The organism is Pelagimonas sp. KU-00592-HH, assembly GCF_040369695.1.
Classification (GTDB): domain Bacteria; phylum Pseudomonadota; class Alphaproteobacteria; order Rhodobacterales; family Rhodobacteraceae; genus Shimia.
Genome location: NZ_BAABWM010000004.1, coordinates 382,626 through 409,386 on the forward strand (window position 1 = coordinate 382,626; position 26,761 = coordinate 409,386).

Sequence of the window (26,761 nt, forward strand, 5' to 3'; positions counted from 1 at the left end):
GTGCTCCGGCAGCTTGAAGAACAGAAAAAGAGACTCTTGATGCGCGATCTTTCGAGACTATTCCGGCCTAAAACGATTGCCGTGATCGGAGGTGGCGCCTGGTGCCGTCTCGTGATCGAGCAATGCCGCAAGATGGGGTTCGCGGGTGAAATCTGGCCCGTGCATCCCAAGGCCGAGGAAATGGCGGGCTTGCCGGTCTATGCGCATATCGAAGACCTGCCCGAAGCCCCGGATGCCAGCTTTATCGGTGTGAACCGGTTTATCACCATCGAAGCCGTGCGCCTGTTGTCTGAACGCGGGGCAGGGGGCGCTGTCTGTTTCGCCAGTGGCTTCCGCGAAGCGCAGGCCGAGGATGCCGAGGGCGCCGACTTGCAGGAACAACTGCTGGACGCCGCGGGCGACATGCCGTTCCTCGGACCGAACTGTTATGGCTTCGTGAACTACCTTGATGGTGCCCTGCTTTGGCCGGATCAGCACGGCGGACATGCTACAGACAAGGGCGTGGCGATTGTCACCCAAAGCTCCAACATCGCCATCAACATGACGATGCAGAAACGCGCCGTTCCGGTGGCCTATGTCGTGACCGCAGGCAATCAGGCGCAATCGGGTGTGGCCCATATCGGGCAAGCCCTGCTGGATGATCCGCGCGTCACGGCGCTGGGTCTGCATATCGAAGGATTCGGTGATCTACGGGCCTTTGAAGATCTCGCCGCCAAGGCGCGTGCCGTGGGCAAACCGATCGTGGCCCTGAAGGTGGGCAAGTCGGATCAGGCACAGGCGGCAACCGTATCTCATACCGCCTCTCTTGCGGGGGGCGATGCGGGTGCCGGGGCTTTGCTCTCACGCCTCGGCATCCCGCGCCTGAATTCTATTCCAGAGTTCATGGAAACCCTGAAACTCTTGCACGTGGTCGGGCGCTTGCCTTCGAACCGGATCGCGTCGATAAGTTGTTCCGGCGGCGAAGCCAGCCTAGCGGCAGATACCGCGCATGGGCGCGGGGTGGTTTTCCCTGAATTGAATGATCGCCAGAAGACCAATCTGCGCGAAGCGCTGGGCCCTATGGTGGCCCTCGCGAACCCGCTCGACTATCACACCTATATCTGGCGTGACACTGAGGCGATGACCAAAGCCTGGGCCGCCATGATGGATCCCGATCTCGCCCTGACCATGATGGTCGTGGATTTTCCGCGCGCGGATCGCTGTGATGCGGACGATTGGGAATGCACGGTGCAGGCGGCGATTGCCGCGAAACAGCAGACAGGTGCAAACGTCGCCATGGTAGCGACCCTGCCGGAACTGCTTCCCGAGGATGTGGCTGAGCGCCTTTTGGCGGCGGGTGTAGTGCCCTTGATGGGGCTGTCAGAAGCCATTGTGGCCTGCGAAGCCGCGGCGCAACCCGCACCGGAAGACGTTCCACCATTGTGTCTGCCAACAGAGACTGTTTCACCTGAACTCGTGCCCGAGGCCGAAGCCAAACATCGCTTGGGGTGGCACGGATTGAGGCTGCCCAACTTCAAACGTGCGAACTCGTCAGGGGCGGCGCGGGCAGCGGCCGTTGATCTTGGCTTTCCCGTGGTCCTCAAGGGAGAGGGCATTGCCCACAAGACCGAAGCGGGGGCTGTGGCCTTGAACCTAATGAGCGGGCGAGAGGTCAGTGATCTCGCAGCTGCCATGCCGACCGAACACTTCCTGATCGAGGAAATGGTGACCGGCGCTGTTGCCGAACTTTTGATCGGGGTGGTCAAGGATCCGGCGCACGGGTTCGTCATGACCGTAGCGGCAGGCGGTACCCTAACCGAAGTGATGGAAGACAGCGCGAGCTTCCTGCTGCCTGCGACCGACAGCATGATCGACAACGCGTTGAATAGCCTGCGTGTGGCCAAACTGTTGGATGGCTATCGCGGTGCTCCTGCGGCAGATCGGGCAGCGATCCTGCGGGCCATTCGTGCGGTAGAGGCCTATGTTCTTGCCAAGGCCGAAGGACTTGAGGAAATTGAAATCAACCCGCTGCTCTGCACGCCAACCGACGCGGTTGCGGCAGATGCTCTGATGCGACGGAAGGATTGAACAGATGAGCCAGGACGTAGTGAAAACACGGCGCGAGGGTGCCATTCTTGAGGTCACGCTGGACCGCCCCAAGGCCAATGCGATTGATCTCGCGACCAGCCGTATCATGGGCGAGGTTTTCCGCGAGTTCCGCGATGATCCCGAGCTGCGTGTCGCGATCCTGACCGGGGGCGGCGACAAGTTCTTCTGCCCCGGCTGGGATCTCAAGGCGGCGGCGGATGGTGACGCGGTTGATGGGGACTATGGCGTCGGCGGTTTTGGCGGCATTCAGGAAATGCGCGACATGAACAAGCCGATCATCGCGGCAGTGAATGGCATCGCCTGCGGCGGTGGTCTTGAACTGGCGATTTCGGCTGACATGATCCTTGCCGCAGACCACGCAACCTTTGCCCTGCCCGAGATTCGGTCCGGCACCGTCGCCGACGCGGCCAGCGTGAAGCTGCCCAAGCGCATTCCCTATCACATCGCGATGGAGCTTTTGCTCACCGGGCGCTGGTTCGATGCCGAAGAGGCCAACCGCTGGGGGCTTGTGAACGAAATTGTGCCTGCGGATCAACTCATGGATCGCGCATGGGAGCTGGCGCGTCTTCTGGCGAGCGGCCCGCCGCTTGTTTATGCCGCGATCAAGGAAATCGTGCGCGACGCCGAGGACAGCAAGTTCCAGGACACGATGAACCGGATCACCAAAAGCCAGCTGACGACTGTTGATACCCTCTATCGTTCGGATGACCAGCTTGAGGGCGCACGCGCCTTTGCCGAAAAGCGCGATCCTGTCTGGAAGGGCAAGTGATCGACATCCAGGATCTGGATCGCTTCCTGCCACGGCAGGAGGCGACCCATGCACAGGCACTGGCCGAGTTGACCGCCGGTCGCAAAGTGACCCACTGGATCTGGTGGGAGATGCCACAGCTGCGCTCCCTTGGTCGGTCGCAACGGGCCCATGACTATGGGCTTGCCGATCTGGATGAGGCCAGCCGCTATCTTGCGCATCCGGTTCTGGGGCCGCGTCTGATCGAAATGTTTGAGGCTCTAACAAGGCACTTTGACTCGTCAGCGGAGGAAATATTCGGGCCCGTCGACGCCCTCAAAGTGCGCAGCACTGCCACGCTTTTTGCGGCCGTACCCGGTGCGCCCGCCATCTTTGGCAAAGCTCTTTCCACTTTCTATGACGGAGAGCCGTGCCCGCTGACTGCAAAGGAAATCAGTCTCTAATCCTGCGGAACAGAGCTACAAAACCGGTGTCGTCCTTGTGGTCCCCGCTGGCATTTTCGCCGTAGTATCGCACTTCGGGCAGCCGCAAATCCGATATCTGATCCGATAACCCATCCAGTTTGGCCTTGAAGCCCATATTCTCGAAATACACCCCGTTGATCGAGATCGCAAGAAGGCCGCCGGGCTGCACGATGCGCAGGAGTTCGTCAAAGGCATCAGGTCCGACATGGCCCGTGGTGAAGGTTCCAGAAGAGACTATTCCAGCGTAACTGCCGTCTTCCACGGGCAGACGCTTAGTCAGATCGCCGGTGAACAGAGACTGATAAATGCCTTTGCGCGCAGCGACGTCCAGCATCTCTTGCGAGATGTCCGTGGCATGGACATCGGTAATGCCCTGCCCGCGTAGACAGGCCCCACACAATCCCGTACCGGCCCCGACATCCAGCACAGGCCCTGTTCCCCCCGCATCTACGAACTGCTCTGCCACCCGCAGCGGCAGGACATAATCGTGGCTTTCGGCAAAGGTGCTGTCGTAGGTCTCGGCCCAATTTGCATAGAGCCTGAGAGAGTCTTCCGGCGTTTCAAGGTCGTAGGCGGCGTCTAGATTTGGATCATCGGCTGTTGTCATGACGTCAGTCAATCGTGACCGTCGATTCCATTCAAGGGTTTCCCTTGCATGTCCCGTGGCGCGGCGGCAGGGTGCGCACATGGATAAGGTTCTTCTGTCACTGGGGCACGGGTTTTCCGCGCGCGAACTTGCGCGGCGACTGGTGCCAAAAGGGTGGACCGTGATCGGCACCACTCGCAAACCCGAAAAGTTCGAGGCATTTGAGGCGGAAGGTGTGAAGCCGCTTTTGTGGCCCTGCGATCTTCGCGACGCGCTCAAGGGTGTGACCCATCTGTTGACCTCTGCGGGACCGGATGAAGAGGGCGATCCCATCATGCGTGTCGGGCGGCAGGCGATTGTGGATGCCGCGCCCCGGTTAGAATGGGTTGGTTATCTCTCGACGACCGGTGTTTACGGTGACCATGATGGCGGATGGGTCGATGAAGAGTCTCCAACCGATCCGGCGACGGTGCGGGGCCAGCGCCGGGTGATGGCTGAACGCGAATGGTTGGATATCGAGGGGCTTCCGGTACATGTGTTCCGTCTCGCGGGGATCTACGGCCCGGGGCGTGGTCCGTTTGCCAAGCTGCGCAAAGGGGTGGCGCAACGGGTGATCAAGAAGAACCAGATCTTCAGCCGCACCCACGTCGAAGACATCGCCCAGGTGCTGGAAGCGTCGATCATGCACCCCAACCCGGGCCGCATTTACAATGTCTGTGACGACGACCCGGCCCCGCCGCAGGACGTGATCGAATATGCGGCCAAACTTCTGGGCATGGAGCCACCACCTGCCGTGCCGTTTGAAGAGGCGAACATGAGCCCGATGGCGCGCAGCTTCTATTCCGACAGCAAGCGGGTTCGCAATGATCGCATCAAGGACGAGTTGGGCGTAGTCCTGAAATACCCGACCTACACTTCGGCACTGGACGCGATGCTTGAGGCCGAACAGGAATGAAAAGTCCGGGGGACGCGTCCCTCGGCTGCATTTCAGGCTGATTTAGAGCCGATTTGCGAGATGCCCAGCGTATCCAGAACCTTGGCTTCGATATGCTCGGCATTCATGGCGGCGGTGTCATACATGTCCTTGGGGCTGGCCTGATCAAGGAAGATATCGGGCAGCACCATTGAGCGGAACTTGAAGCCATGATCAAACACACCGTTCTCGGACAGTAGCTGAGACACGTGGCTTCCAAAGCCGCCGATTGCGCCTTCCTCGATCGTGATCAGCGCCTCGTGATTGGCCGCCAGATCAAGGATGAGCGCCTCGTCCAGAGGTTTGGCAAAACGCGCATCGGCAATGGTGGGCGTGATGCCTTTGGCCGAAAGCGCTTCGGCAGCTTTCTTGACCTCTTCCAGACGTGTGCCAAAAGACAAGAGCGCCACGCGCTTGCCTTCCTGGATCATACGCCCCTTGCCGATCTCGAGGATGTCGCCCTGTTCCGGCATATCAACACCCACACCTTCGCCACGCGGATAGCGGAAGGCGATCGGGCCATCGTCATAAGCTGCGGCCGTGGCGACCATGTGGACCAGTTCCGCTTCGTCTGCGGCGGCCATCACCACCATGCCTGGTAGATTGGCCATATAAGCGATGTCAAAGCTGCCAGCGTGAGTTGCCCCGTCGGCGCCAACAAGACCCGCACGGTCGATGGCGAAACGCACCGGCAGGCGCTGAATCGCCACGTCATGCACCACTTGGTCGTAGCCGCGTTGCAGGAAGGTCGAATACATCGCGCAGAAGGGTTTCATGCCGCCCGCCGCCAGCGCGGCCGAGAAGGTCACCCCGTGCTGTTCAGCAATCGCCACGTCGAAACAGCGGCTTGGATAGCGTTCCGCAAAAAGGTTGAGGCCGGTGCCATCAGGCATTGCAGCGGTAACTGCACAGATGCGATTGTCACGGGCGGCTTCGTCCACCAGCGCCTGCCCGAATACCGAGGTATAGGAGGGCGCGTTCGAGGGGGCCTTGTGCTGTTTGCCGGTCAAGACGTCGAACTTGGCCGTCGCATGGCCACGGTCGCGGGCGTTTTCCGCCGGGGCATAGCCTTTGCCCTTCTTGGTGATCACATGCAGCAGCACCGGACCTGTGGCGCGTTGATGCATGGTGCGCAGCACCGGCAACAGCTGCTCCATGTCGTGGCCATCAATCGGGCCCACATAGGAAAAGCCCAGTTCCTCGAACAGGGTGCCGCCAACCGTCATGCCCTTGAGCATTTCCTTGGCGCGTTTCGCCCCTTCGCGGAAGGGTTCGGGCAGCAGGGACACCGCGCCCTTGGCCGCCGATTTCAGCTCTTGAAACGGATCACCGGCATAGAGGCGCGACAGGTACGACGACATCGCACCCACCGGAGGCGCAATCGACATGTCGTTGTCATTCAGGATCACGAACAGGCGTTTGTTGAGGTGGCCCGCGTTGTTCATCGCCTCATAGGCCATGCCCGCAGAGATCGACCCGTCGCCGATAACCGCCACCGCATCGCCAAGCCCGCCGTCGCATTGACCACCCAGATCCCGCGCCACGGCAAAGCCGAGGGCGGCGGAAATCGAGGTCGAGCTATGCGCCGCGCCGAAGGGGTCATAGACGCTTTCGCTGCGTTTGGTGAAGCCCGACAGGCCGTCTTTTTGGCGCAGGGTACGAATGCGATCCCGGCGACCGGTCAGAATCTTGTGGGGATAGCACTGGTGGCCGACGTCCCAGATGATCTTGTCCTGCGGGGTGTCGAAAATCGCGTGCAGGGCAACCGTTAGTTCCACCACGCCAAGGCCCGCGCCCAGGTGCCCGCCGGTTTCAGAGACCGCCGAAACCGTTTCTGCCCGCAGCTCGTTCGCGAGCTGGGTCAGTTCCGCATCGGAAAGCTGTTTCAGGTCCGCAGGCGTGTTCACGCGGTCCAGAAGGGGTGTTTCGGGTCTGGCAGACATCGACGTGCCTTTCTGTCTTAGCTGTCCCGCGAGATAACGAACCGTGCGGCCTCCCGCAAGGTATCGCCCTCGCTGCCATAGATTTCCAGCGCATCACAGGCGTCTTCCACCAACTGCCTTGCGCGGTTTCTTGCCTCGTCAAGGCCAAGAAGCGACACGAAGGTGGCCTTGCCGGCATCGGCGTCCTTGCCCACGGCCTTACCCAGCTTTTCCGCATCGCCTTCAACATCCAATATATCGTCGGCAATCTGGAAGGCGAGACCAAGGTCCGCCGCATAGCGCATCAGCGGCGTGGTGTCGGCCTGCGCCATGACGGCACCGGCTGTTGCCGACCACGCGATCAAGGCGCCGGTCTTGCCCGCCTGAAGGTGGGTGATCTCGTCAAGTGTCAGCGGCTCGGGGGCGGTTTCCGCCGCAATATCGAGCGCCTGACCCAAAACCATCCCCTGTGCCCCTGCGGCGCGGGCCAGGTTCAGGGTCAGTTCCGCGCGAACAAGCGGATCGGCATGGCATTCCGGGCGGCTCACGCATTCAAAGCCAAAGGTGTGCAGGGCATCCCCCGCCAGAACCGCGGTGCATTCGTCCCACTTCTTGTGAACGGTCGGCAGGCCACGGCGCAGGTCGTCATCGTCCATGCAGGGCAGATCGTCATGTACGAGGCTATAGGCATGGATCGCCTCGATTGCTGTTGCTGGCCAGATCGCATGATCGGCATCCACACCGTGGATTCGGGCGCTTTCCAGCACGAGAAAGGCGCGCAGGCGTTTGCCGCCGGCGCTGGCATAGCGCATGGCTTCGATCACGGGCAGATCGCCATAATGGGCAAGCGTGGTTTCAAGATGCGCCTGCACAAGGGCGGCGGTCTCTTTCAGGCGGGTCTGGAACACGATGGTCTGGTCCTTGTCGCGCCACCCCTTCGGGTGGGCTGGTCTATTTTGTTCAGAGGCCGTCTACCGGCTTAAGGGAGGCCGGGTTGCCGTCGCCATCAAGCGTGATCGCGGCCACCTTCTCTTCGGCTTCCTTGAGCTTGGCCTCGCAGCGTTTCTTCAACTCGGCCCCACGTTCATAAAGCGCGATCGATTCTTCCAGAGCCACATCGCCCCGTTCCAGCTGTCCAACCACGCGTTCCAGCTCGGCCATGGCCTGTTCGAAACTGAGTTCGCTTACCGGCGTGTCGCTCATGCGGTTTTCTCCATCAATACGCTTACGTGGGCCGCCACCGAAGCAGCCAGTGCCGAAAGATCATATCCGCCCTCGAGAGTCGAGACAACGCGACCATCACAATGTTCTTCGGCCAGATCGCAGAGTTTCTCTGTCAGCCAGACAAAGTCGTCAGTGGCCCAGTTCAGCTGCGCCAGCGGGTCGGCCAAATGTGCGTCAAATCCTGCCGAGATGATGAGGAGCTGAGGCTTGAAGCGTTCGATCACCGGGAAAACCTGGGCCTCATAGGTGGCGCGCATCAGGCGGCCATCGGAATGCGGGGGCAGGGGCAGATTGTGAACGTTATTGTGACCACCGGTTTCTTCGGGCATGCCTGTGCCGGGCCAGAGCGGGTTCTGGTGGCTCGAGAAAAACAGGGCGCGCGCCTCGTTCCACAGCAGGGCCTGTGTGCCGTTGCCGTGGTGCACGTCGAAATCGACAATCGCCACCCGTTCGAGGCCGTGACGCTCCATCGCATGTTTCGCCGCAATGGCGGCATTGCCAAACAGGCAGAACCCCATCGGAGTGCTCTGTTCCGCGTGGTGCCCCGGCGGGCGGCAGGCGACAAAGGCGTTTCCGACCTCGCCCGCCAGCACGGCATCCACCGCCGCGATGCACCCGCCCACGGCGCGGCGCGCGGCCAGCACGGATCCGGGCGACATATGCGTGTCTGCATCCAACGCGCGGCTTCCTGTCTCCGGTTCCGAGGCTAGGATCGTATCGAGGTGGGACTGCGGGTGGCACAGCAATATGTCGGCATCCTCGCACAGGGGTGCCTCGCGCCGGTCCAGGGCATCGAACATGCCCGCGCTCAGGGCATCGTTTATATACTCCAGCCGCGCCACCTGTTCCGGATGTCCCGCCGGTGTGCGGTGGTTCAAACACTCTGCGTGTGTGTAAAGCGCCGTTGTCATACGCGTTCTCCCTGCCGTTTAGACCAAGCGGCGCGGGCCGCTTTCCGGCACGTTAGTCAGCGGGGTGCCAAGACGCCAGAGGTATCAGCCCATCTCGGACTGACATTCCAGAACCGCTTCCAGTCCGATCTGCGTGCCCCCCAGATCAATCGCGGTGACATATCCGTTCTCGTTGTAGATCGTCATCGTATAGCGGTTGGCAATGTCCATGAAGAACTCGACATTGTCGAAATAGATGTCTGCCCCGGGCACATCGTCAAGATAGATGCCTGTTGCCACCGCATCATACTCTGCGCCGTCGAGATCAAAGAGAATGCCGTATTGTTCGCCCTCGATGATGTCGCCCCATTCCATGTTGAACGCGGTGACATAGCCTTCGCCGACATTGCGGTCGAATCCGATCCTGACAACCGATCCGTCCGAATATTCGGCCTGTATCAGGCAACCATCGCCCATGGATGGGTCGATCATCACGTCCCAGCCGCCTGCCGTGCCCCATTGCTCGAGTTGCTGAGCCAAGGCAGAGGTCGGCAGGGCGCAAGCCAGAGCCAGTGCGAAACAAGTGTTTTTCATAGTGTCCTCCCCTGTTCACGACACGTGCCCAAGGCGCGTCGCGCCGGGAAATCGCAAGGAAGGCAACGGGATAACGGGGCCGTGTCCTGATCTTACCCTAGACCAGCGGCCCCTGTTTGTCGCGGTTCAAATTGCTCCGATCAATCGGGCGCGAGCATGTACCCCGCCCCGCGCACTGTCTGGAGGTAGCGGGGTTGCTTTGGATCGGTCTCGATCTTGCGGCGCAGGCGGGTGATCTGAACATCCACCGCGCGTTCTTGCGCCTGTCCACGATCCCGACCCAGTTCCTCAACCAGCTTGGCACGGCTGATCGCCTCGCCCGGCGTGGCCGAGAAGATCCGCATCAGCTGGCTTTCAGTGGCCGTCAGGCGGACGATCTCATCCCCCTGCCACATTTCACCCCGGTCGATGTCATAGCGGATCGGGCCGAGGTTCAGCACCTTGGGAACCGTATCCGCCTCCTTGACCTCGGGCATCCGACGCAGGATGGCGTTGATCCGCAAAAGCAGTTCTTTTGGCTCGAAGGGTTTGGCCAGATAGTCATCCGCCCCGGCCTCAAGCCCAGAAATCCGGTCTTCGGTTTCGCCCTTGGCGGTCAAAAGAAGGATCGGCGTCATCGAGGTTTCGCGGATCGAACGGGTAAAGGACATGCCGTCTTCGCCCGGCATCATCACATCCAGAACGATCAGATCGAAATCCAGTCCGGAAAGAATGCGGCGGGCGTGGCTTGCATCACGCGCCGAGGTCACAAGGAACCCGTTGCGCATCAGGAATTTCTTGAGCAATTCGCGGATGCGTTCGTCATCGTCAACGATCAGGAGGTGGGGATCAACGTCACTCATCAGCCCTTCTCCCGCAGACTTTCGTACCGGCGGCGCATTTCGCCATCCATCATCGCCTCAAGCACACGGCGGAAACCCGATACCGCTTCCGGTCCGGCATCGCGATAGGCGGCGCGCATCCGTGTGCGCTGGGCGTCGGACAGGCGGTTTTCCAGGGCTTCCCCCGCTTCGGTCAGGAACAGGTTGCGCTCGCGACGATCGGCCGAGCCGACACGGCTTTCGACAAGCCCGTCTTCAATCAGGGTGCGCAGCACGCGGTTCAGCGACTGTTTGGTCACGCCGAGAATCTCGAGGAGGTTGGTCACCGTGGTCCCCGGAGCACGCTTGATGAAGTGGATCGCGCGGTGGTGTGCACGGCCATATGCCATCGTCGCAAGGATTCGGTCGGGGTCTGCGGTAAAGCCGCGATAGGCAAAATACATCGCCTCAATGCCTTGCCTGAGCTGTTCATCGGTCAGGTACAGCAGGCTTTCGCCACTGTGTGAGTCGGCCATTGGAGTGTCCAAGTCGTTTTTCGATCAATTTAGCGCCACAATAAGTCAGCTTTATTGACACTCCAAGGGCGAACTGGTAGCGAATCGCAGATTTTGCGCAACAATGTGACCACATCGGCCATTTCTCGCGCAACTTATGCAAAACGAACCCAAGTTGGAGGGAAGACCATGGCAGGGTCTTATGATGATCGCGACGGCAAGATCTGGATGGATGGCAAGCTGGTCGAGTGGCGCGATGCCAACGTGCATATCCTGACCCACGCGATGCACTATGCAAGCTCGGTTTTCGAAGGCGAACGCGCCTATAACGGCAAGATCTTCAAAAGCCGCGAGCATTCGGAGCGTCTGCTGAAATCGGGCCAACTCATCGACATGGACATTCCGTGGACCGTCGACCAGATTGAGGCCGCCAAGGAAGAAACCCTCAAGGCCAACGGCCTGACCGACGCCTACGTGCGTGCAGTTGCATGGCGCGGTGCGGGCGAAGACATGGGCGTGGCCTCCGCCAAGAACCCCGTGCGCCTTGCCATCGCGGTCTGGGAGTGGGGCGCGTATTATGGCGACGCCAAGATGAAAGGCGCCAAGCTCGACATCGCCCAGTGGAAGCGCCCGAGCCCGGAAACCATTCCGACCGCGGCCAAGGCCGCCGGCCTCTACATGATCTGCACCATCTCCAAACACGCGGCCGAGGCCAAAGGGTGTTCTGACGCCCTGTTCATGGACTACCGCGGTTACGTTGCCGAGGCGACCGGTGCCAACGTCTTCTTTGTGAAAGACGGCGAAGTGCACACGCCGATCCCGGACGCGATCCTGAACGGTATCACCCGTCAGACCATCATCCAGATGCTGAAAGACAAGGGCGTTACCGTCCACGAACGTCGCATCATGCCGGAAGAGATGGCCGATTTCGAACAGTGCTTCCTGACCGGCACCGCGGCAGAAGTGACCCCGGTTGGCCAGATCGGCGATTATACCTTCGAAGTGGGCGACCTGACCCGCGACATCGCGGAAAGCTACGAGCGCCTCGTGCGTGAATAATCGCGCTTGAATATCTTAGGTCCGACACGGGCCTTCGGGTCGCCCCATGGGCGGCCCTTTTCTTTGCTTACCCCTGCGGCGTCAGGTTCTGACGTGCCCCGCGTTGCAGGCCCAGCTGGCGTTCACGCCAGATGATCAGCACGCCGGCCCCGATGATGATACTCGACCCGATCAGCATCACGACGGTGGGCACTTCATCGAAAATGAAGAAACCGATCAGGATGGCAAAGAGCATCGAGGCATAGTCGAACGGGGCCACCACCGACGCGGGCGCAAACCTGTAAGCAGACGTCAGGAAAATCTGCGCCGCACCGCCGATCAGGCCGGCGGAGACCAACAGCGCGGCTTCCCACGGCGTCGGCCAGACCCAGCCAAGCGGCAGGGTCAGCAAAGAGAGCAGGGTGGCCGTCATCGAGAAATAGAACACGATGGCCGCGGTTTCCTCGGTCTGGACAAGTTTGCGGATGTGGATTTGCGCAAGCGCCCTGAACACGGCGGAGCCCAGCACCAGAACCGCCCCAAGCGTCGCGGCGCTGTAGGGATCGCCGGTGCCGAAAATCGTCAAACGCGGATAGAGCACGATGAGCACCCCAACCAGTCCGAGACCAACGGCCGAAAGGCGGAAGGCCCGGACCTGTTCGCCGAGGAACATCGAGGCAAAGACAACGGTCAGCAACGGTGCTGCATAGCCGATGGCCGTCACCTCGGGCAGCGGCAAAAGCCCGAGGCTGGCAAAGCCAAGCGCCATTGCCGATGTGCCGATGAAACCGCGCCAGAAATGGCCCATCTTGTTTTGGGTTTTCAGGCCGGTACGCAATTCGCCACGTACCAAAAGCCAGCCTACGATAACCGGCAGGGCAAAGAATGACCGGAAGAATACCGCCTCGCCCGGTGGTACATGTGGGGCCGTTGCCTTGATGCAGCTTGCCATGATCGCAAACAGCAGGACTGAAATCACTTTGAGGGCAATGCCGCGAAACGGGGTCATGGAAATCTCGTGGGGTTCGTGCGCGCAGCTATCGTGGCCCTCTTGCGGCAGATTGGCAAGGAGTTGGGGCTTGATCTTGGGGCAGGTGCAAGTGAGAAAAGGCGAAGCCAATTTCTCAAGGGTTTCACAATGTATGACGCCAACTATCTGATTTCCCGCCTGCATGCCGCATCAGTGGGCCAGGAAACCCGCAATTTCGCTCGTATTCCGCAGCGTGCGAGCATGACATTTGGCGAATTGTTTGCCGGTGCGGAACGCATGGCAGGTGCGCTTGTCGACCTTGGTCTGGAACCCGGAGACCGTGTGGCCGTTCAGGTGGAAAAAACCATCGAAGCCATCCAGCTCTACCTTGGGACGGTCATGGCGGGCGGGGTCTTCCTGCCCTTGAACACCGCCTACACCACCGCCGAAGTGTCCTATTTCCTTGGCGATGCAACCCCGCGTGTCGTGGTCTGTGACCCGGCCAGGGCCGAGGCGATTGCAACGGTTGCGGGCGCGGCCAAGGTGATGACGCTCGATGCCAAGGGGCGCGGGACGATGGAAGAGGCCGTTGTGGGACGCGGCGGCTTCACCCCTGTTGCGCGCGGGGCCGATGACCTTGCCGCCATCCTTTACACTTCCGGCACCACGGGCCGTTCGAAAGGCGCGATGCTGTCGCACAAGAACCTTGCCAGCAACTCGGAAATGCTGCGCGACTACTGGCAGTTCACCAAGTCTGACACCCTGATCCACGCCCTGCCGATCTTTCACACCCATGGCCTCTTCGTGGCCACCAACGTCGCACTTCTGGCAGGCGCTTCTGTCGAGTTCCTCGCCCGCTTTGATGCGGACCAGATTATCGAGGCCATGCCGCGCGCCACGGCGATGATGGGGGTTCCCACCTTCTATACCCGCCTGCTGGATGACCCGCGCCTGACCAAGGACCGCGCCGCCAACATGCGGCTGTTCATTTCCGGCTCTGCGCCGCTCTTGGTGGATACGCATGAGAAATGGGAGGACCGGACAGGCCACCGTATCCTCGAACGCTATGGCATGACCGAAACCAACATGAGCACGTCGAACCCTTATGACGGAGAGCGTCGGGCCGGCACCGTAGGCTTCCCCCTTCCGGGCGTAGAGGCCCGGATTCGCAATGAGGGCGAAGTGGTGCCTGCGGGCGAGATCGGGGTGCTGGAAGTGCGCGGTGACAACGTCTTTCAGGGCTACTGGCAGATGCCCGAGAAGACGGCGGAAGAGCTTTTGCCGGATGGCTGGTTCATCACTGGCGACTTGGCCAAGGTGGACGAAGACGGCTATGTCACCATCGTCGGCCGCTCCAAGGATCTGGTGATCACTGGCGGGTTCAACGTCTACCCCAAAGAAGTCGAAGCCCTGATTGACGACATGCCTGGTGTCAAGGAAAGCGCGGTGATCGGTGTGCCGCATCCGGATTTCGGAGAAGCCGTCGTTGCCGTTGTCGTTCCCGAAGGCGAGGGCACCTCAACCGAGGCGATTGCTGCGGGACTGGTGGAGCAACTGGCTAAGTTTAAACAGCCAAAAACCGTGATCCTGCTCGACGAACTTCCACGTAACACGATGGGCAAGGTTCAGAAAAAAGCCCTGCGCGAGGAATACGCCGGTCTGTTTGCCTGATCATGGCAGGCGGGCAATACCCGCCTAGACCATCCAGAAAAGGAAGGCCGATAGGGTCACAAAGGCGGCAGAGGTTGCCACCAGCATGGCGATAGAGGCCAGACCCTCCAACCCGTGTTCCTGCGCCAGAACCGAGTAGATGCCGAACATCGGCATTGCGGCGGATAGGACAACGGCAACCGCCATGTCCGCCGGGAGGGTCACGCCAACTGCCGCGAGCGCCACAAGCGCGAGGGCGACCATCGCGGGATGCAAAAGCAGCTTGCCCGCCGAGATTTGCAGGGCCAGGGCGCGGTTCCCCTTGGTCGGTAAGCCCACCAATGAGCCGCCGATCACCACCAGTGACAGGGCCGACGCCGAGGCCGCCAGCATCTTGAACAACCGCGTCGCCGAGTCGGGCAGAGCCACGCCGCTTAGCGAGACAAGGATGCCAAGGGCCAGCCCGATCACCATTGGCCGTTTGGCAACACCCCAGAGGATCATCAGGATCTGCCGCGTGACCGAGGTGTGTCCCTTGCCCCGTGACAGGTCCATCAGGATCAGACAGATCGGGATCAGGATGACGTTTTCAACAAGGAAGTTGAGCGCGAGGATCACCCCGGCGATGTCCGGAAACACCAGCAACATGACCGGAAATCCGATGAAGCCCGAGTTCGGACAGGCGCTGCCCATCACCGCGACTGCGCGTCGAGTCGCGTCAGGGGCTGTCATCGAGAACCAGAGATAGGCCAGCAAGATCGTCGCCAGGCCCCCCAACAGGAACACCGCCATGTAACCGGGATGCAGCACATCCCCAAGATCACGCGAGGCCACCGCGTTGAACAGCAGAGCCGGTAGCGCAATGTTCAGGACGTATTTGCCAAGTGTCCGCATGTCCCCGGCGCTGAACCAGCCCATCCGCACCACGACATAGCCAAGGGCAATCGCGGCGTAGATCGGAAAGGTAATGGCGAGGATTGCGCCCAAGGGGTCAGCCGATCTTACCGCGGTTTTCGCCGACTTGGCCGCGATGCAACAGCATATGATCGAGGATCACGCAGGCCATCATGGCTTCGCCCACCGGAACGGCGCGAATACCAACACAGGGATCGTGGCGGCCCTTGGTGACAACTTCGATCGGGCTGCCGTCCTTGCGGATCGACTTGCGCGGGGTCAGGATCGACGAGGTCGGCTTGACCGCGAAACGCACCACGATGTCTTGGCCGGTTGAAATACCACCCAAAATGCCGCCGGCGTGGTTCGAGGAATACTCTGGGCCGTTCTCGCCCATATAGATTTCGTCGGCATTGTCGGTGCCCATCAGGCGGGCCGCGTTCATGCCTTCGCCAATTTCAACGCCCTTCACGGCGTTGATCGACATCATCGCAGCGGCAAGATCGGTATCCAGCTTGCCATAGACCGGCGCACCGATGCCCGCAGGCACATTGCGTGCCACGACTTCGACAATACCGCCAACCGAGTTGTGCTCTTTGCGGATTTTCTGAAGGTAGTCTTCCCATTCCTGCGCGATTTCCGCGCCTTGCGGAATCCAGAACGGGTTCTGGTCGATGGCGTCCCAGTCGAACTTGCTGCGGTCGATTTCCAGCTCGCCCATCGCGGTCATGTAGCCCTTGATCTCGACATTGGGGGCCAGCGCCTTGATGGCTTCGCGTGCGATGCCACCTGCCGCTACACGGGCCGCGGTTTCACGCGCAGAGGACCGCCCGCCACCGCGATAGTCGCGGATGCCGTATTTTTGCCAGTAGGTGATGTCGGCATGGCCGGGCCGGAAGGTTTCCGAGATATCGCCATAGTCCTTCGAGCGCTGATCGGTGTTTTCGATCATCAACTGAATCGACGTGCCCGTAGACTGCCCTTCGAACACACCCGACAGGATTTTCACCGCATCCGGCTCGTTGCGCTGGGTGGTGTTCTTGTTCTGGCCGGGGCGACGCTTGTCGAGCCACTGTTGCAGCATCTCCGGTTCGATCGGCACACCGGGAGGGCAGCCATCCACGGTAGCACCAAGGGCGGGTCCGTGGCTTTCACCCCAGGTGGTGACGCGGAAGAGATGGCCAAAGCTGTTCATCGACATGGGGCGGGCTCCTTTGTTCCAAGGCGGAATAGCGGTCTGGAGGTCTTTGCTCAAGGGGCTTTGCCCATTCGCCGCAGTCAACCTTGCTGGACTCATGGAATCCGCTTGTCACCGGCCGCTGGCGTCACTAGGGTCGCGCCTACCTCGGGGTGCCCGAATTGGGCTGAGATGCAAATCGTTGCGAACCCGTAGAACCTGAACCGGTTAAGACCGGCGGAGGGAAGGCTGACTCTCTTCCAAATAAGCTCCGTCCGTCGCATTTTGGAGGATGCCATGAAGTATCTTGCGTTTGCCACGGGAATGATGGCCGCCACTGCCGCGGTGGCCGAGACACCCGTTCTCACTGTTTACACCTACGACAGCTTTGTCTCGGATTGGGGCCCCGGCCCGGCGGTCGAAGCTGCCTTCGAAGAAATCTGCGGTTGCGATCTCAAGCTGGTCGGCGCTGGCGATGGCGCGGCGCTTCTGGCGCGGATCAAGCTGGAAGGCGCGCGTTCGGATGCCGACGTCGTGCTTGGCCTCGACACCGGCCTGACGGGCGCAGCTGCCGCAACCGGCCTTTTTTCACCGCATGGCCAGACCGTTACCACCGACGTGCCGAACCCCTTTGGCGAACTCGGCAGCTGGGACGACGCCAACTTCCTGCCCTATGACTGGGGCTATTTCGCCTTTGTCTACGACACCACCAAGCTGGAAAATGCACCGACTTCCTTCGAAGAGCTGGCCGCATCCGACGTCAAGATCGTGATCCAGGATCCCCGTTCCTCGACTCCGGGCCTCGGCCTCCTGCTCTGGGTGAAAGAGCAGTACGGTGATGGTGCCGCCGCGATGTGGGAAGGCCTTGCCGACAACGTCGTGACCGTGACCAAGGGCTGGTCCGAAGCCTACGGCCTGTTCCTTGAAGGCGAAGCCGACATGGTGCTGAGCTACACAACCTCGCCCGCCTACCACATCATTGCCGAAGAAGATCAGAGCAAGGCCGCCGCTGCCTTCCCCTCGCACTACATGCAGATCGAGGTGGCTGGCAAACTGGCGGGTAGCGATCAGCCGGAACTGGCGGATCAATTCCTGAGCTTCATGGTCTCGGATGGGTTCCAGTCGATCATCCCGACCACCAACTGGATGTACCCCGCCTTTACCCCGGCTGCGGGTGTACCAGACGCCTTTGCCGCGCCGATCGCGCCGGAACAGGCACGCCTGATTGCCACCGACAAGGTACAGGCCATCCGTGACGAGGCGCTGGCCGAATGGCTGGGCGCGCTGTCGCAGTAAGGCGCTGGCCCGGGATTGGCGCTGCGGCCCTGGTCGCGGCGCTTGTTCTGGGCACATTGCTGGCCGTCGCCCTGCGCGCAGAAGCGGGGCGCGGCCTTGGGCCGTCTGATTGGGCGGCCATTCGATTTACCATTGTTCAATCCGTACTGTCCGCCGCCATAAGCGTGGCGCTTGCCATCCCCGTCGCCCGTGCCCTGTCGCGACGGCGGTTTTTCGGACGCCGTGTTCTCATCACGCTGTTGGGCGCCCCTTTCATTCTGCCCGTGATTGTCGCGGTTCTGGGTCTGCTGGCGGTTTTCGGGCGCAGTGGCATCCTGAACGAAGCGCTCCGCTGGCTGGGCCTTCCCGAAGTACAGGTTTACGGATTGCACGGTGTTGTTCTGGCGCATGTCTTCTTCAACCTGCCATTGGCCACGCGCCTGATCTTGCAGGGATGGCAGCAAGTGCCCGCCGAACGCTTTCGCCTTGCCGCGCAACTGGGCTTTGGTCCGCGCGAGATGTGGCGCGTGATCGAAGCCCCCATGCTGTCGCGTGTCGTGCCTCCGGCTGCCGCCGTGATCTTCGCCATTTGCCTGTCGAGCTTCGCCGTGGCCCTGACATTGGGCGGCGGCCCCAAGGCCACCACGGTTGAACTCGCTATCTATCAGGCCTTCCGCTTCGATTTTGATCTCGGGCGCGCCGCGCTCCTGTCCTGTGTGCAACTGGTTCTGGTTGGCATTGCCGCGCTTGTTGCCCTGAAACTCTCCGGCAGCGAGGGTTTCGGCGCGGGGCTGGATCGTGCCGTGCGCAGGTGGGATAGCGCCGGTTTGGGCCGGATTAGTCTCGATTCCGCCGTCATTGCCCTTGCCGCCCTCTTCCTCTTGCTCCCGATGTCCCTTGTTGTGATCGACGGGCTTCTCGGCATCACCAAGATGCCCGCGCAGGTGTGGAAGGCGGCCGGTGTTTCGGTGCTTGTGTCACTTGGATCAACCGCGCTCATGCTGGCCCTTGCCCTGCCCATCGCAATCGCCGCCGCCGGCAAGAGCAGCTGGCTGGAGGCCGTTGGCCTTTTGGGCATCGCCTCTTCTCCGCTCGTGATCGGGACGGGGCTGTTCATCGTCATCTACCCGATTGCCGATCCCTTTGATTTCGCCTTCCCGGTCACGGCGCTTGTCAATGCGATCATGGCGCTGCCCTTTGCCCTGCGCATTCTGATCGGGTCAACCCGCGACGTGGTACAGGGTTATGGCCGTCTAAGCCTCTCTCTGGGCCTCACAGGGCGGCAATGGCTGCGTATCATCTACTTGCCACGGATGCGCGCGCCGCTGGGGTTCGCATGTGGCCTAACTGCAGCGCTGTCCATGGGAGACCTCGGGGTCATTGCCCTGTTTGCCGATCCGGAAACGGCGACTTTGCCCTTGCAGATGTATCGCCTGATGGGCAGCTATCGGATGGAGGCGGCATCCGGCGCGGCGCTTTTGCTGCTGGTGCTGAGTTTTGGCCTGTTCTGGCTGTTTGATCGCGGAGGGCGTGGCCATGCTGACTCTTGAAAATACCCTGATCCGGCAGGGCGGCTTCTCGCTTACCGCCGATTTCTCGATCCAGCCCGGCATGCGCGTTGCGGTGATCGGCCCATCTGGTGCGGGCAAATCCACCCTGCTGAACCTCCTCGCCGGTTTCCTGGATCCCGAAACAGGGCGCGTTCTCAATCAGGGTCAGGATATGACACATGCGGCTCCGGGACAGCGCCCTTTGGCAATGCTGTTTCAGGACAACAACCTGTTTCCGCATTTGACCGTGGCCCAGAATGTCGGCCTTGGTATTCGCCCCGATCTGCGCCTTGATGCGACACAGGCCAGCCGCGTTGAGGCCGCGCTGAAACGGGTGGGGCTCGAAGGATACGGCCCCCGCAAACCGGCAGCGCTTTCTGGGGGCCAACAAAGCCGCGTCGCCCTTGCTCGTGTTCTCGTGCAGGACAAACCCTGGGTCCTGCTGGACGAGCCCTTCGCGGCGCTCGGCCCCGCACTCAAGGTGGAAATGCTGGATCTGGTGGCCGAGGTTCTCGACGAAACCGGTGCAGGGCTCTTGATGGTGAGCCACGATCCGCAAGACGCACGGCGCATCGCGCCCCACACCGTGCTTGTGGCCGATGGCGTGGCCCATGCCCCCACCGCCACCGCAGACCTGCTCGACAATCCGCCGCCTGCGTTGCGGGCATATCTCGGCTAGGCTTCACGCGGATCTCTCGTTAGACAGGCGCCATGACAGCCAACGCTACATTCGAAATCTTCCTTCAGGCCGCACCGGGCCTCGAACTCATCGTCAAAGACGAAGCCGCCGCTCTGGGGTTCAAGAAACCCAAGGCCATGCCCGGCGGCGTGCGGTTTCGGGGCAACTGGCGCGATGTCTGGCGTGCTAACCTCGAAATGCGCTGTGCCGGTCGGGTGATGGTGCGCATTGGCGGGTTTCAGGCCATGCACCTGTCGCAGCTTGAAAAGCAGACTGCGGAACTTCCATGGCTACGTTTCCTGCGCCGCGATGTGCCAGTGAAGGTCGAGGTGACCTGCCGCAAGTCCAAGATCTACCATGCCGGTGCCGCCTCGGAACGGATCGAGCGCGCACTTTCGAGTGCCGTTGGTATCCCCGTTGCGATTGATGCGCCTTTGCAGATCAAGGTGCGGATCGAAGACAACCAGTGCAGTTTCTCGCTCGACACCTCAGGCGAACCGCTGCACAAGCGCGGCAACAAGGGGGCGGTCGGCAAGGCACCGATGCGTGAGACGCTCGCGGCCAGTTTCCTGCGCCAATGCGGCTATGACGGCACCGAACCTGTGCTTGATCCAATGTGTGGATCAGGCACCTTCGTGATCGAGGCGGCAGAGATTGCACGCGGTCTGAAACCGGGCCGTTCCCGCGCCTTTGCCTTTGAGAAACTTGCAACCTTCGATGCGGGTATTTGGTCAGGCCTGCACTCAAAATCAGAGTCTAATTCACCAGAATTGCGGTTCTTTGGCTCTGACCGAAACAAAGGTGCCGTCACCGCGGCCGAACACAATGCCAAACGCGCGGGCGTCGAAGACCTCACCGAATTTGCACATTGCGGCGTCAGTGAAATCCAGCGCCCTTCCGGCCCGCCCGGCCTTGTCATCGTCAACCCGCCCTACGGCACGCGGATCGGCGAGAAAAAGCAGCTGTTCGCGCTGCACGGGGCGCTGGGCAAGACGATGCTCGACCGTTTTCGGGGCTGGCGTGTCGGGATCATCACCACCGATGGCAGCCTCGCCAAGGCAACCGGCCTGCCATTTCTCGAACCCGGCCCGCCCGTTGCGCACGGCGGGTTGCGGGTGAAACTCTACCGGACTGATCCGCTCTAACCGATTGTGGATTTCTGGGTGGTCGGGGTGATGCCGAATTTCGACCGATAGACGCGGCTGAAGTGACCGGGGCTTTCGAACCCGCAGGCCAGCGCGATTTCCGTGACCGACTGATCCGTCTGCACCAGAAGATTGCGCGCCTTCTGAAGCCGCAGATCGACATAGTACTTCTTGGGCGAACAGTTCAGATAGCGGCCAAAAAGCCGTTCAAGTTGCCGGGTCGAGATGCCGATTTCCTCGGCAATCAGCGCCGGTGACTGGGGCGCCTCGATGTTCTCGTTCATCATCTGGATCGCCTTGACGAGATGCGGATTGCGCATCCCGTGGCGAGATTGAAGCGAGACCCGCTGTTCCGCGCTACTTTCGCGCACGGCGTTATAGACCATCTGATCCGCCACGGCGACGGCAAGCTCATTGCCGTGCTGCTCGGCGATCAGGTGGATCATCAGGTCGGCCGTCGCCGTCCCCCCCGAGGCGGTCACGATGGACTCATCCGCAACAAAGACGCTGCTCACGAGGCTCACTTCGGGAAAGTCCTCCATGAAACCGTCGTGGAAATCCCAGTGTATCGCAGCGCGTTTGCCATCAAGCAGCCCGGCTTTGGCCATGATAAAGGCCGCCGAACACAATGCGCCAAGCTTGGCTTTGCTGACCCGCGCCTTGCGGATCAGATTCAGCAGCGGTTGCGAGACGTGATTCTGAACGTTGATACCGGACAGGATGAACAGGCGGTCACACTCGGGCACCGAGTCATAACCGTGATGCACCACCGTCACGATGTCGTTGGAACAGGTCGCCGTCTCGCCGTTTTCCGAGATCAGAGACCACTTATAAAGCTCTTCGCCACTGACAAGGTTGGCAATGCGCAGCGGTTCAATCGCGCAGGAAAACGCGATGTGAGTGAATTCTGGCACAAGCACAAAGGCAAAGTGTTCCGGCTTTTTCATGAGTAAACCCTAGCGTGAGTCGTGAATCCGCACCACGGCGTCGCATCGGTGTAATCGAAATTTTCTGTGTATACAAATTGTATTTTATGTTAGGTCAGCAAAATCGCAGACCGGGAGACACTGATGAAAACCGACTCGAAATCGCGGAAAATGGCTCTCTACGAGGCGCTCAAGATGGGTATCCTGACCATGCAGATGCGTCCGGGTGAAGACCTTGATGAAACCGCGCTCAGCGAAGAGTTTTCCCTTTCGCGCACCCCCCTGCGCGAGGTGTTTCGCCAGCTTGCGGGGGAAGGCTATATCAACCTTCGCGAGAATCGCGGCGCGCGCATATCCGAGATGTCTCACACCACCCTGCGCGATTTCTTTCTGACCGCACCGATGATCTATGCTGCCGTTCTGCGCCTCGCGGCCAAGAACGCGCGCGCCGATCAGATCGTCAGGCTGAAAGAGGCGCAGGCAGAGTTTCGCGCCGCGTTGAAATCCGGCACCGGTGCAGATCGCGCCCTTGCCAACAACCGGTTTCACGAGATCACCGGCGAGATGGCCGACAACGTCTATCTGACGCCCAGCTTTCACCGCCTGCTGATCGATCACGCCCGCATTGGCATGACCTTCTATCGCCCAACCGACAATCGCATGGCCGAGAACCTGTCGGACGCCGCCGAACAGCACGACCAGATCATCGCCGCCATCGAAGCCGGTGATGAGGCTGCCGCCGGCAAGCTGGCTGATGATCACTGGGCGCTGTCGCGCGACCAGATCGAAATTTTCGTAATGCCTGCCGGGCTTGATCTGCCGCTTGGTGATCTGCCCCGCAAGACCCCCGCTTAACTCCGAACAGAGGATGCACATGACTCCGATTTTCAAATTCGAAGGGATCTACACGCCGGTCGTGACGCCCTTCAACGACGACCACAGCGTCAACTGGGACGCGCTGGCCGACGTGATCGAGAACCTGATCGACAAGGGCGTGCACGGCCTGATCTCCGGTGGTTCGACCGGCGAAAACTATGCCCAGTCCGTTGAGGAACGTCTTGAAATCGCGCGTTTCACCCGCGAACGCTCCAAGGGGCGTTTGCCGTTGATCGTAGGCACGGGCGCGATGATGACACCGGATTCGATTGCCCTTGCCACAGGGGCCCGCGACATGGGGGCCGATGCGATCCTCTTGGCCACGCCGCCCTATTCGGTGCCCACCGAACGCGAGAACGCCTTGAACGCACTCGCCATCGACAAGGCCGCGAACCTGCCGGTGATGCTCTATAACTACCCCGGCCGCATGGGCGTCCACATGGGGGAAGAGTTCCTCGATCGCGTTGGCCGGTCGCGTAACATCTGCGCCATCAAGGAAAGCTCGGGCGACATCAACCGCGTGCACCTTCTGGCGCGTGACTATCCACACATCCAGATGTCCTGCGGCATGGATGATCAGGCGCTTGAATTCTTCGCATGGGGCGCGCGCAGCTGGGTTTGCGGCGGATCGAACTTCCTGCCCGAGGAGCACGTGGCCCTGTATCAGGCCTGCGCCATCGAAGGGAACTTTGACAAGGGCCGCCGCATCATGAGCGCCATGATGCCGCTGATGCGCGTGCTCGAGCAGGGTGGCAAGTTCATCCAATGCATCAAGCACGGCGTGACGATGAACGGCATCGACACCGGCCCGATGCGGCCGCCGCTCAAGGGGCTCAACAAAGACGACAAACGCGCGTTGGAACAAGTGATCCGCGTGCTGAAATCCACCATCGCAGATATTCAGGCAGAGGGGTAAGGATCATGGATCTGCTGACACAGGAAGAATACACATCCATCGCCGCCAATCTGACCCTGCCAACCAATGCCTTCATTGATGGCGGCTATCGTCCGGCAGCGTCGGGCAAGACCTTCGAAAGCGTAAACCCGGCAACCGGCGAAAAGCTGGCTGACATCGCGGCCTGCGGGCAGGAAGACGTGGACTTTGCCGTGGCGAAGGCGCGTGAAGCCTTTGAAGACGGCCGCTGGTCGCGGATGCACCCGTCAGAGCGCAAGGATGTTCTGATCCGTTTTGCCAAGCTCCTGACCCGCAACCGTCGCGAACTGGCGGTGATGGAGGCGCTTGATTCCGGCAAAACCATCTTCGATTGCGAAACCGTCGACGTGCCCGAAACCATCCACTGCATCAAGTGGCATGCCGAGGCCATCGACAAGATCTATGATCAGGTCTCGCCCGCATCCGACGATCATATCGCCATGGTCGTGCGCGAACCCATCGGGGTTGTCGGGCTGGTCCTCCCCTGGAACTTCCCGCTTCTGATGCTGGCCTGGAAAATCGGTCCGGCCCTTGCGGCAGGCTGTTCGGTGGTTCTGAAACCTGCGGCGGAAACCACCCTGACTGCTCTGCGCGTGGCCGAACTGGCCTCCGAAGCGGGCGTGCCCAAGGGGGTGTTGAACATCCTGCCGGGCGGTGGTGCCGACGTCGGTGAACCGATTGGCCGCCACATGGACATCGACATGGTGTCTTTCACCGGCTCGACAGTCACCGGCAAACGTTTCCTGACCTACGCGGCAGAAAGCAACGCCAAGGAAGTCGTGCTCGAAATGGGCGGCAAGAACCCCTGCGTTGTCATGGACGACGCCGAGAACCTTGATCGCGTGGCCCAGCACATCGTGAACGGTGCCTTCTGGAACATGGGCGAGAACTGCTCTGCCACCTCGCGCCTGATCGTGCACAAGGACGTCAAGGCCGAGCTGATGGAACGCATCAGCCACCATGCCCGCGAATGGAATGTCGGGGATCCGCTGGATCCGGAAACCCGCATGGGCGCATTGGTCTCCAAGGCGCATTTCGACAAGGTGTGCGGCTATCTCGACAAGGCAGAGACCGTGGTTCTGGGCGGTAAGGCCCACAACGGCACTCATGTCGAGGCCACCGTTGTCGAAGTCGACGGCAATGATCACGATCTGGCCCGCGAAGAGATTTTCGGCCCGGTTCTCTCGGTCATCACGGTTTCCGGTTTCGACGAGGCCATCGCCATGGCCAACGATACCGAATACGGCCTTGCGGCGTCGATCTTCACCTCCAACGTCAAACGCGCCGTGCGCGGCGCCCGTGCCATCTGCGCAGGGACGGTGACAGTCAACAGCTTTGGCGAAGGCGACATCACCACACCCTTCGGCGGCTACAAGCAGTCGGGCTTTGGCGGTCGGGACAACTCGGTTCACGCTCACGACCAGTATACCCAGCTCAAGACGATCTGGATCGATCTGGCGGACGACGAAGACGAGGCCGTGTCGTGACACGGTTCACAGCCAAACGCCTGCCCTCGCATCGGGGGCAGGCGGCCTGGAGCGCCATTCTGGGGCCGCAGCCTCCGGCCGTGCCGCTTGAAGGGTCTCAGACCGCCGATTTCGTCATCGTCGGTGGCGGCTTTGCGGGCCTCTCGGCCGCCGAGCGTTTGCTTCAGCTGCAACCAGATGCGCGCGTTGTCCTGCTCGAGGCCGGTCGGCTTGCCGAAGGTGCCGCAGGGCGCAATTCGGGTTTCATGATTGACCTGCCGCACGACCTTGCCTCGGATGACTATGCCGGATCAGGGGATGACCGGAAGATCATCGACCTCAATCGCAAGGCCATCGGTTTCGCGCGTGACGCCGTCAACGCTTACGGGATCGACGCGAACTTTTTCGATCCTGTCGGCAAGGTGAATGGTGCCGCAACCCCCGCCGGGGACGCGCACAACCAAAGCTATGCCAGGCACCTTGCGACGATGGGGGAAACCTCCGAGATGCTTGACGCGCAGGCCATGTATGACCTGACCGGAAGCAGGCATTACACGTCCGGTCTCTATACGCCCGGCACCGTGATGCTGCAGCCCGCCGGCTATATCCGAAGCCTTGGCGAGGCGCTTTCCACCCGGATCTCCCTGCACGAGAACTCGCCCGTCACCGGGTTCGAAAAGGCGGGCAGCGATTGGGTGGTCAAGACCGCCAAGGGGAGCGTGGCAACGGGGCGTATCATCCTTGCCAATAACGGCCATCTGGAAAGCTTTGGCTTTGCCAGGGGGCGGTTGATGCAACTCTTCCTCTTTGCCTCGATGACAGGCGAGCTCGACGCGGATGCTCTCAAGGCCCTTGGTGGCCAGCCGCGCTGGGGCATCACGCCATCAGACCCGATGGGCACCACCATGCGCCGCATTGATACGGGGCAGGGCGGCAATCGCATCGTGACCCGCACCTGCGCCGTTCTCAAACCCGAGATGAACCCCTCCGAAGCGGAAAACAACCGCGCCGGCCGCGTGCATCGCCAGAAGTTCGACGAACGTTTCCCACAGCTTGCCGGATACCCGATGGAGTACAAGTGGGCAGGGCACCTGTGCCTCTCGCTCAATGGCGTGTCGGTGATGCAGGAGGTCGAAGACGGTGTCTTTTCGGCCTGCGTGCAAAACGGTCTTGGCACCGCGCGCGGCACCCTGACCGGTATGGGGGCGGCGGAACTTGCCTGTGGCGAAAGCAGCGAGATCACCGCGCATTTCACCGCCGAGGACGCGCCCAAACGGCTCCCGCCCCAGCCCTTCGCCACCATCGGTGCCAATGTCTATCTGCGCTACAAGGAATGGCGCGCCGGTGCCGAATAAGGTGAATTAGAGACTGATTCAG

26 protein-coding genes and 1 riboswitch are annotated in these 26,761 nt (G+C 61.1%); of the genes, 14 read left to right on the forward strand and 12 right to left on the reverse strand.

What is annotated here, in order from left to right; translation table 11 throughout:
• Positions 1 to 39: 39 nt before the first annotated feature.
• The 3 genes from ABWV42_RS17125 to ABWV42_RS17135 are packed head-to-tail and all read left to right on the forward strand — an operon-like array spanning position 40 to position 3,279.
• Positions 40 to 2,067 (forward strand): acetate--CoA ligase family protein, encoded by a 2,028-nt coding sequence (locus ABWV42_RS17125; protein WP_353341241.1) that lies wholly within the window; start codon positions 40 to 42, stop codon positions 2,065 to 2,067.
• A gap of 4 nt (positions 2,068 to 2,071) precedes the next feature.
• On the forward strand, positions 2,072 to 2,857 hold the full coding sequence (locus tag ABWV42_RS17130; RefSeq protein ID WP_353341242.1) for a carnitinyl-CoA dehydratase: 786 nt from the start codon (positions 2,072 to 2,074) through the stop codon (positions 2,855 to 2,857).
• Positions 2,854 to 3,279 (forward strand): DUF1810 domain-containing protein, encoded by a 426-nt coding sequence (locus ABWV42_RS17135; protein ID WP_353341243.1) that lies wholly within the window; start codon positions 2,854 to 2,856, stop codon positions 3,277 to 3,279. The genes ABWV42_RS17130 and ABWV42_RS17135 overlap by 4 nt, the downstream gene beginning before the upstream one ends.
• Here ABWV42_RS17135 and ABWV42_RS17140 read toward each other — a convergent pair.
• A complete protein-coding gene (locus tag ABWV42_RS17140) occupies positions 3,269 to 3,907 on the reverse strand; it encodes a class I SAM-dependent DNA methyltransferase (protein ID WP_353341244.1) in 639 nt (212 codons plus the stop codon). The genes ABWV42_RS17135 and ABWV42_RS17140 overlap by 11 nt on opposite strands.
• 79 nt (positions 3,908 to 3,986) lie before the next feature.
• Here ABWV42_RS17140 and ABWV42_RS17145 point away from each other — a divergent pair, with 79 nt between their 5' ends.
• Positions 3,987 to 4,841, forward strand: coding sequence for an SDR family oxidoreductase (locus tag ABWV42_RS17145; RefSeq protein WP_353341245.1), 855 nt, complete (start codon positions 3,987 to 3,989; stop codon positions 4,839 to 4,841).
• A 32-nt stretch (positions 4,842 to 4,873) separates the two neighbouring features.
• Here the strand turns inward: ABWV42_RS17145 and dxs are convergent, their stop codons facing one another.
• The 7 genes from dxs to ABWV42_RS17180 all read right to left on the reverse strand — a co-directional run bounded on the left by dxs (position 4,874) and on the right by ABWV42_RS17180 (position 10,825).
• Positions 4,874 to 6,802, reverse strand: a complete 1,929-nt coding sequence (gene dxs / locus ABWV42_RS17150; protein ID WP_353341246.1) for a 1-deoxy-D-xylulose-5-phosphate synthase — start codon at positions 6,800 to 6,802, stop codon at positions 4,874 to 4,876.
• 17 nt (positions 6,803 to 6,819) lie between these two features.
• The gene (locus ABWV42_RS17155) at positions 6,820 to 7,692 is read right to left on the reverse strand and encodes a polyprenyl synthetase family protein (protein WP_502930974.1); all 873 of its coding nucleotides are present in this window, start codon (positions 7,690 to 7,692) and stop codon (positions 6,820 to 6,822) included.
• Between the two features lie 49 nt (positions 7,693 to 7,741).
• Positions 7,742 to 7,984, reverse strand: a complete 243-nt coding sequence (locus tag ABWV42_RS17160) for an exodeoxyribonuclease VII small subunit (protein ID WP_255107034.1) — start codon at positions 7,982 to 7,984, stop codon at positions 7,742 to 7,744.
• A complete protein-coding gene (locus ABWV42_RS17165; RefSeq protein WP_353341247.1) occupies positions 7,981 to 8,916 on the reverse strand; it encodes a histone deacetylase family protein in 936 nt (311 codons plus the stop codon). The genes ABWV42_RS17160 and ABWV42_RS17165 overlap by 4 nt, the downstream gene beginning before the upstream one ends.
• Before the next feature lie 84 nt (positions 8,917 to 9,000).
• Complete coding sequence (locus ABWV42_RS17170; protein ID WP_353341248.1) at positions 9,001 to 9,489, reverse strand: hypothetical protein; 489 nt, start codon at positions 9,487 to 9,489, stop codon at positions 9,001 to 9,003.
• A 140-nt stretch (positions 9,490 to 9,629) separates the two neighbouring features.
• Positions 9,630 to 10,331 (reverse strand): response regulator, encoded by a 702-nt coding sequence (locus tag ABWV42_RS17175; RefSeq protein WP_353341249.1) that lies wholly within the window; start codon positions 10,329 to 10,331, stop codon positions 9,630 to 9,632.
• The gene (locus tag ABWV42_RS17180; protein WP_255107030.1) at positions 10,331 to 10,825 is read right to left on the reverse strand and encodes a MarR family winged helix-turn-helix transcriptional regulator; all 495 of its coding nucleotides are present in this window, start codon (positions 10,823 to 10,825) and stop codon (positions 10,331 to 10,333) included. Before ABWV42_RS17180 ends, ABWV42_RS17175 begins: the two co-directional genes overlap by 1 nt.
• 168 nt (positions 10,826 to 10,993) lie before the next feature.
• Here ABWV42_RS17180 and ABWV42_RS17185 point away from each other — a divergent pair, with 168 nt between their 5' ends.
• Complete coding sequence (locus tag ABWV42_RS17185) at positions 10,994 to 11,863, forward strand: branched-chain amino acid aminotransferase (RefSeq protein ID WP_255107029.1); 870 nt, start codon at positions 10,994 to 10,996, stop codon at positions 11,861 to 11,863.
• Positions 11,864 to 11,930: 67 nt separating this feature from the next.
• Here the strand turns inward: ABWV42_RS17185 and ABWV42_RS17190 are convergent, their stop codons facing one another.
• Positions 11,931 to 12,851 (reverse strand): DMT family transporter, encoded by a 921-nt coding sequence (locus ABWV42_RS17190; protein WP_353341250.1) that lies wholly within the window; start codon positions 12,849 to 12,851, stop codon positions 11,931 to 11,933.
• Positions 12,852 to 12,980: 129 nt separating this feature from the next.
• On the opposite strand from ABWV42_RS17190, the gene ABWV42_RS17195 reads away from it, so the two are divergent.
• Complete coding sequence (locus tag ABWV42_RS17195) at positions 12,981 to 14,483, forward strand: malonate--CoA ligase (protein WP_353341251.1); 1,503 nt, start codon at positions 12,981 to 12,983, stop codon at positions 14,481 to 14,483.
• Positions 14,484 to 14,507: 24 nt separating this feature from the next.
• On the opposite strand, the gene ABWV42_RS17200 is transcribed toward ABWV42_RS17195, so the two are convergent.
• Positions 14,508 to 15,449 (reverse strand): AEC family transporter, encoded by a 942-nt coding sequence (locus ABWV42_RS17200; RefSeq protein ID WP_353341252.1) that lies wholly within the window; start codon positions 15,447 to 15,449, stop codon positions 14,508 to 14,510.
• 4 nt (positions 15,450 to 15,453) lie between these two features.
• Entirely contained in the window at positions 15,454 to 16,557 is a 1,104-nt protein-coding gene (gene aroC, locus ABWV42_RS17205) for a chorismate synthase (RefSeq protein ID WP_353341253.1), read from the reverse strand.
• Between the two features lie 135 nt (positions 16,558 to 16,692).
• Positions 16,693 to 16,796: riboswitch (TPP riboswitch) on the forward strand.
• A gap of 34 nt (positions 16,797 to 16,830) precedes the next feature.
• On the opposite strand from aroC, the gene thiB reads away from it, so the two are divergent.
• The 4 genes from thiB to ABWV42_RS17225 are packed head-to-tail and all read left to right on the forward strand — an operon-like array spanning position 16,831 to position 21,182.
• Positions 16,831 to 17,829 carry a thiamine ABC transporter substrate binding subunit gene (thiB, locus tag ABWV42_RS17210; protein WP_353341254.1) on the forward strand — a complete coding sequence of 333 codons (999 nt, stop codon included), beginning with the start codon at positions 16,831 to 16,833 and terminating at the stop codon, positions 17,827 to 17,829.
• Positions 17,805 to 19,358: a thiamine/thiamine pyrophosphate ABC transporter permease ThiP gene (locus ABWV42_RS17215; RefSeq protein ID WP_353341255.1), complete on the forward strand. Its 1,554-nt coding sequence runs from the start codon at positions 17,805 to 17,807 to the stop codon at positions 19,356 to 19,358. Before thiB ends, ABWV42_RS17215 begins: the two co-directional genes overlap by 25 nt.
• Positions 19,345 to 20,037, forward strand: coding sequence for a thiamine ABC transporter ATP-binding protein (locus ABWV42_RS17220; protein WP_353341256.1), 693 nt, complete (start codon positions 19,345 to 19,347; stop codon positions 20,035 to 20,037). The genes ABWV42_RS17215 and ABWV42_RS17220 overlap by 14 nt, the downstream gene beginning before the upstream one ends.
• 32 nt (positions 20,038 to 20,069) lie before the next feature.
• On the forward strand, positions 20,070 to 21,182 hold the full coding sequence (locus tag ABWV42_RS17225) for a THUMP domain-containing class I SAM-dependent RNA methyltransferase (protein WP_353341257.1): 1,113 nt from the start codon (positions 20,070 to 20,072) through the stop codon (positions 21,180 to 21,182).
• Here the strand turns inward: ABWV42_RS17225 and ABWV42_RS17230 are convergent.
• A complete protein-coding gene (locus ABWV42_RS17230) occupies positions 21,179 to 22,129 on the reverse strand; it encodes a GlxA family transcriptional regulator (protein WP_353341258.1) in 951 nt (316 codons plus the stop codon). The genes ABWV42_RS17225 and ABWV42_RS17230 overlap by 4 nt on opposite strands.
• Before the next feature lie 123 nt (positions 22,130 to 22,252).
• On the opposite strand from ABWV42_RS17230, the gene ABWV42_RS17235 reads away from it, so the two are divergent.
• The 4 genes from ABWV42_RS17235 to ABWV42_RS17250 are packed head-to-tail and all read left to right on the forward strand — an operon-like array spanning position 22,253 to position 26,739.
• On the forward strand, positions 22,253 to 22,963 hold the full coding sequence (locus ABWV42_RS17235) for a GntR family transcriptional regulator (RefSeq protein WP_353341259.1): 711 nt from the start codon (positions 22,253 to 22,255) through the stop codon (positions 22,961 to 22,963).
• A 19-nt stretch (positions 22,964 to 22,982) separates the two neighbouring features.
• Positions 22,983 to 23,900 carry a dihydrodipicolinate synthase family protein gene (locus tag ABWV42_RS17240; RefSeq protein WP_255107018.1) on the forward strand — a complete coding sequence of 306 codons (918 nt, stop codon included), beginning with the start codon at positions 22,983 to 22,985 and terminating at the stop codon, positions 23,898 to 23,900.
• A 5-nt stretch (positions 23,901 to 23,905) separates the two neighbouring features.
• Positions 23,906 to 25,405: an aldehyde dehydrogenase gene (locus tag ABWV42_RS17245; protein ID WP_353341260.1), complete on the forward strand. Its 1,500-nt coding sequence runs from the start codon at positions 23,906 to 23,908 to the stop codon at positions 25,403 to 25,405.
• A complete protein-coding gene (locus tag ABWV42_RS17250; protein ID WP_353341261.1) occupies positions 25,402 to 26,739 on the forward strand; it encodes an NAD(P)/FAD-dependent oxidoreductase in 1,338 nt (445 codons plus the stop codon). The genes ABWV42_RS17245 and ABWV42_RS17250 overlap by 4 nt, the downstream gene beginning before the upstream one ends.
• Positions 26,740 to 26,761: the final 22 nt, after the last annotated feature.

What these genes read in the sequence shown, in the direction of transcription:
- ABWV42_RS17125 (WP_353341241.1), top strand. Translation starts at nt 40, where the DNA reads ATGCGCGATCTTTCGAGACTATTCCGGCCTAAAACGATTGCCGTGATC.
- ABWV42_RS17130 (WP_353341242.1), top strand. Translation starts at nt 2,072, where the DNA reads ATGAGCCAGGACGTAGTGAAAACACGGCGCGAGGGTGCCATTCTTGAG.
- ABWV42_RS17140 (WP_353341244.1), bottom strand. Translation starts at nt 3,907, where the DNA reads ATGACAACAGCCGATGATCCAAATCTAGACGCCGCCTACGACCTTGAA.
- ABWV42_RS17145 (WP_353341245.1), top strand. Translation starts at nt 3,987, where the DNA reads ATGGATAAGGTTCTTCTGTCACTGGGGCACGGGTTTTCCGCGCGCGAA.
- dxs (WP_353341246.1), bottom strand. Translation starts at nt 6,802, where the DNA reads ATGTCTGCCAGACCCGAAACACCCCTTCTGGACCGCGTGAACACGCCT.
- ABWV42_RS17160 (WP_255107034.1), bottom strand. Translation starts at nt 7,984, where the DNA reads ATGAGCGACACGCCGGTAAGCGAACTCAGTTTCGAACAGGCCATGGCC.
- ABWV42_RS17165 (WP_353341247.1), bottom strand. Translation starts at nt 8,916, where the DNA reads ATGACAACGGCGCTTTACACACACGCAGAGTGTTTGAACCACCGCACA.
- ABWV42_RS17170 (WP_353341248.1), bottom strand. Translation starts at nt 9,489, where the DNA reads ATGAAAAACACTTGTTTCGCACTGGCTCTGGCTTGCGCCCTGCCGACC.
- ABWV42_RS17175 (WP_353341249.1), bottom strand. Translation starts at nt 10,331, where the DNA reads ATGAGTGACGTTGATCCCCACCTCCTGATCGTTGACGATGACGAACGC.
- ABWV42_RS17180 (WP_255107030.1), bottom strand. Translation starts at nt 10,825, where the DNA reads ATGGCCGACTCACACAGTGGCGAAAGCCTGCTGTACCTGACCGATGAA.
- ABWV42_RS17185 (WP_255107029.1), top strand. Translation starts at nt 10,994, where the DNA reads ATGGCAGGGTCTTATGATGATCGCGACGGCAAGATCTGGATGGATGGC.
- ABWV42_RS17190 (WP_353341250.1), bottom strand. Translation starts at nt 12,851, where the DNA reads ATGACCCCGTTTCGCGGCATTGCCCTCAAAGTGATTTCAGTCCTGCTG.
- ABWV42_RS17195 (WP_353341251.1), top strand. Translation starts at nt 12,981, where the DNA reads ATGTATGACGCCAACTATCTGATTTCCCGCCTGCATGCCGCATCAGTG.
- aroC (WP_353341253.1), bottom strand. Translation starts at nt 16,557, where the DNA reads ATGTCGATGAACAGCTTTGGCCATCTCTTCCGCGTCACCACCTGGGGT.
- thiB (WP_353341254.1), top strand. Translation starts at nt 16,831, where the DNA reads ATGAAGTATCTTGCGTTTGCCACGGGAATGATGGCCGCCACTGCCGCG.
- ABWV42_RS17215 (WP_353341255.1), top strand. Translation starts at nt 17,805, where the DNA reads ATGGCTGGGCGCGCTGTCGCAGTAAGGCGCTGGCCCGGGATTGGCGCT.
- ABWV42_RS17220 (WP_353341256.1), top strand. Translation starts at nt 19,345, where the DNA reads ATGCTGACTCTTGAAAATACCCTGATCCGGCAGGGCGGCTTCTCGCTT.
- ABWV42_RS17225 (WP_353341257.1), top strand. Translation starts at nt 20,070, where the DNA reads ATGACAGCCAACGCTACATTCGAAATCTTCCTTCAGGCCGCACCGGGC.
- ABWV42_RS17230 (WP_353341258.1), bottom strand. Translation starts at nt 22,129, where the DNA reads ATGAAAAAGCCGGAACACTTTGCCTTTGTGCTTGTGCCAGAATTCACT.
- ABWV42_RS17235 (WP_353341259.1), top strand. Translation starts at nt 22,253, where the DNA reads ATGAAAACCGACTCGAAATCGCGGAAAATGGCTCTCTACGAGGCGCTC.
- ABWV42_RS17240 (WP_255107018.1), top strand. Translation starts at nt 22,983, where the DNA reads ATGACTCCGATTTTCAAATTCGAAGGGATCTACACGCCGGTCGTGACG.
- ABWV42_RS17245 (WP_353341260.1), top strand. Translation starts at nt 23,906, where the DNA reads ATGGATCTGCTGACACAGGAAGAATACACATCCATCGCCGCCAATCTG.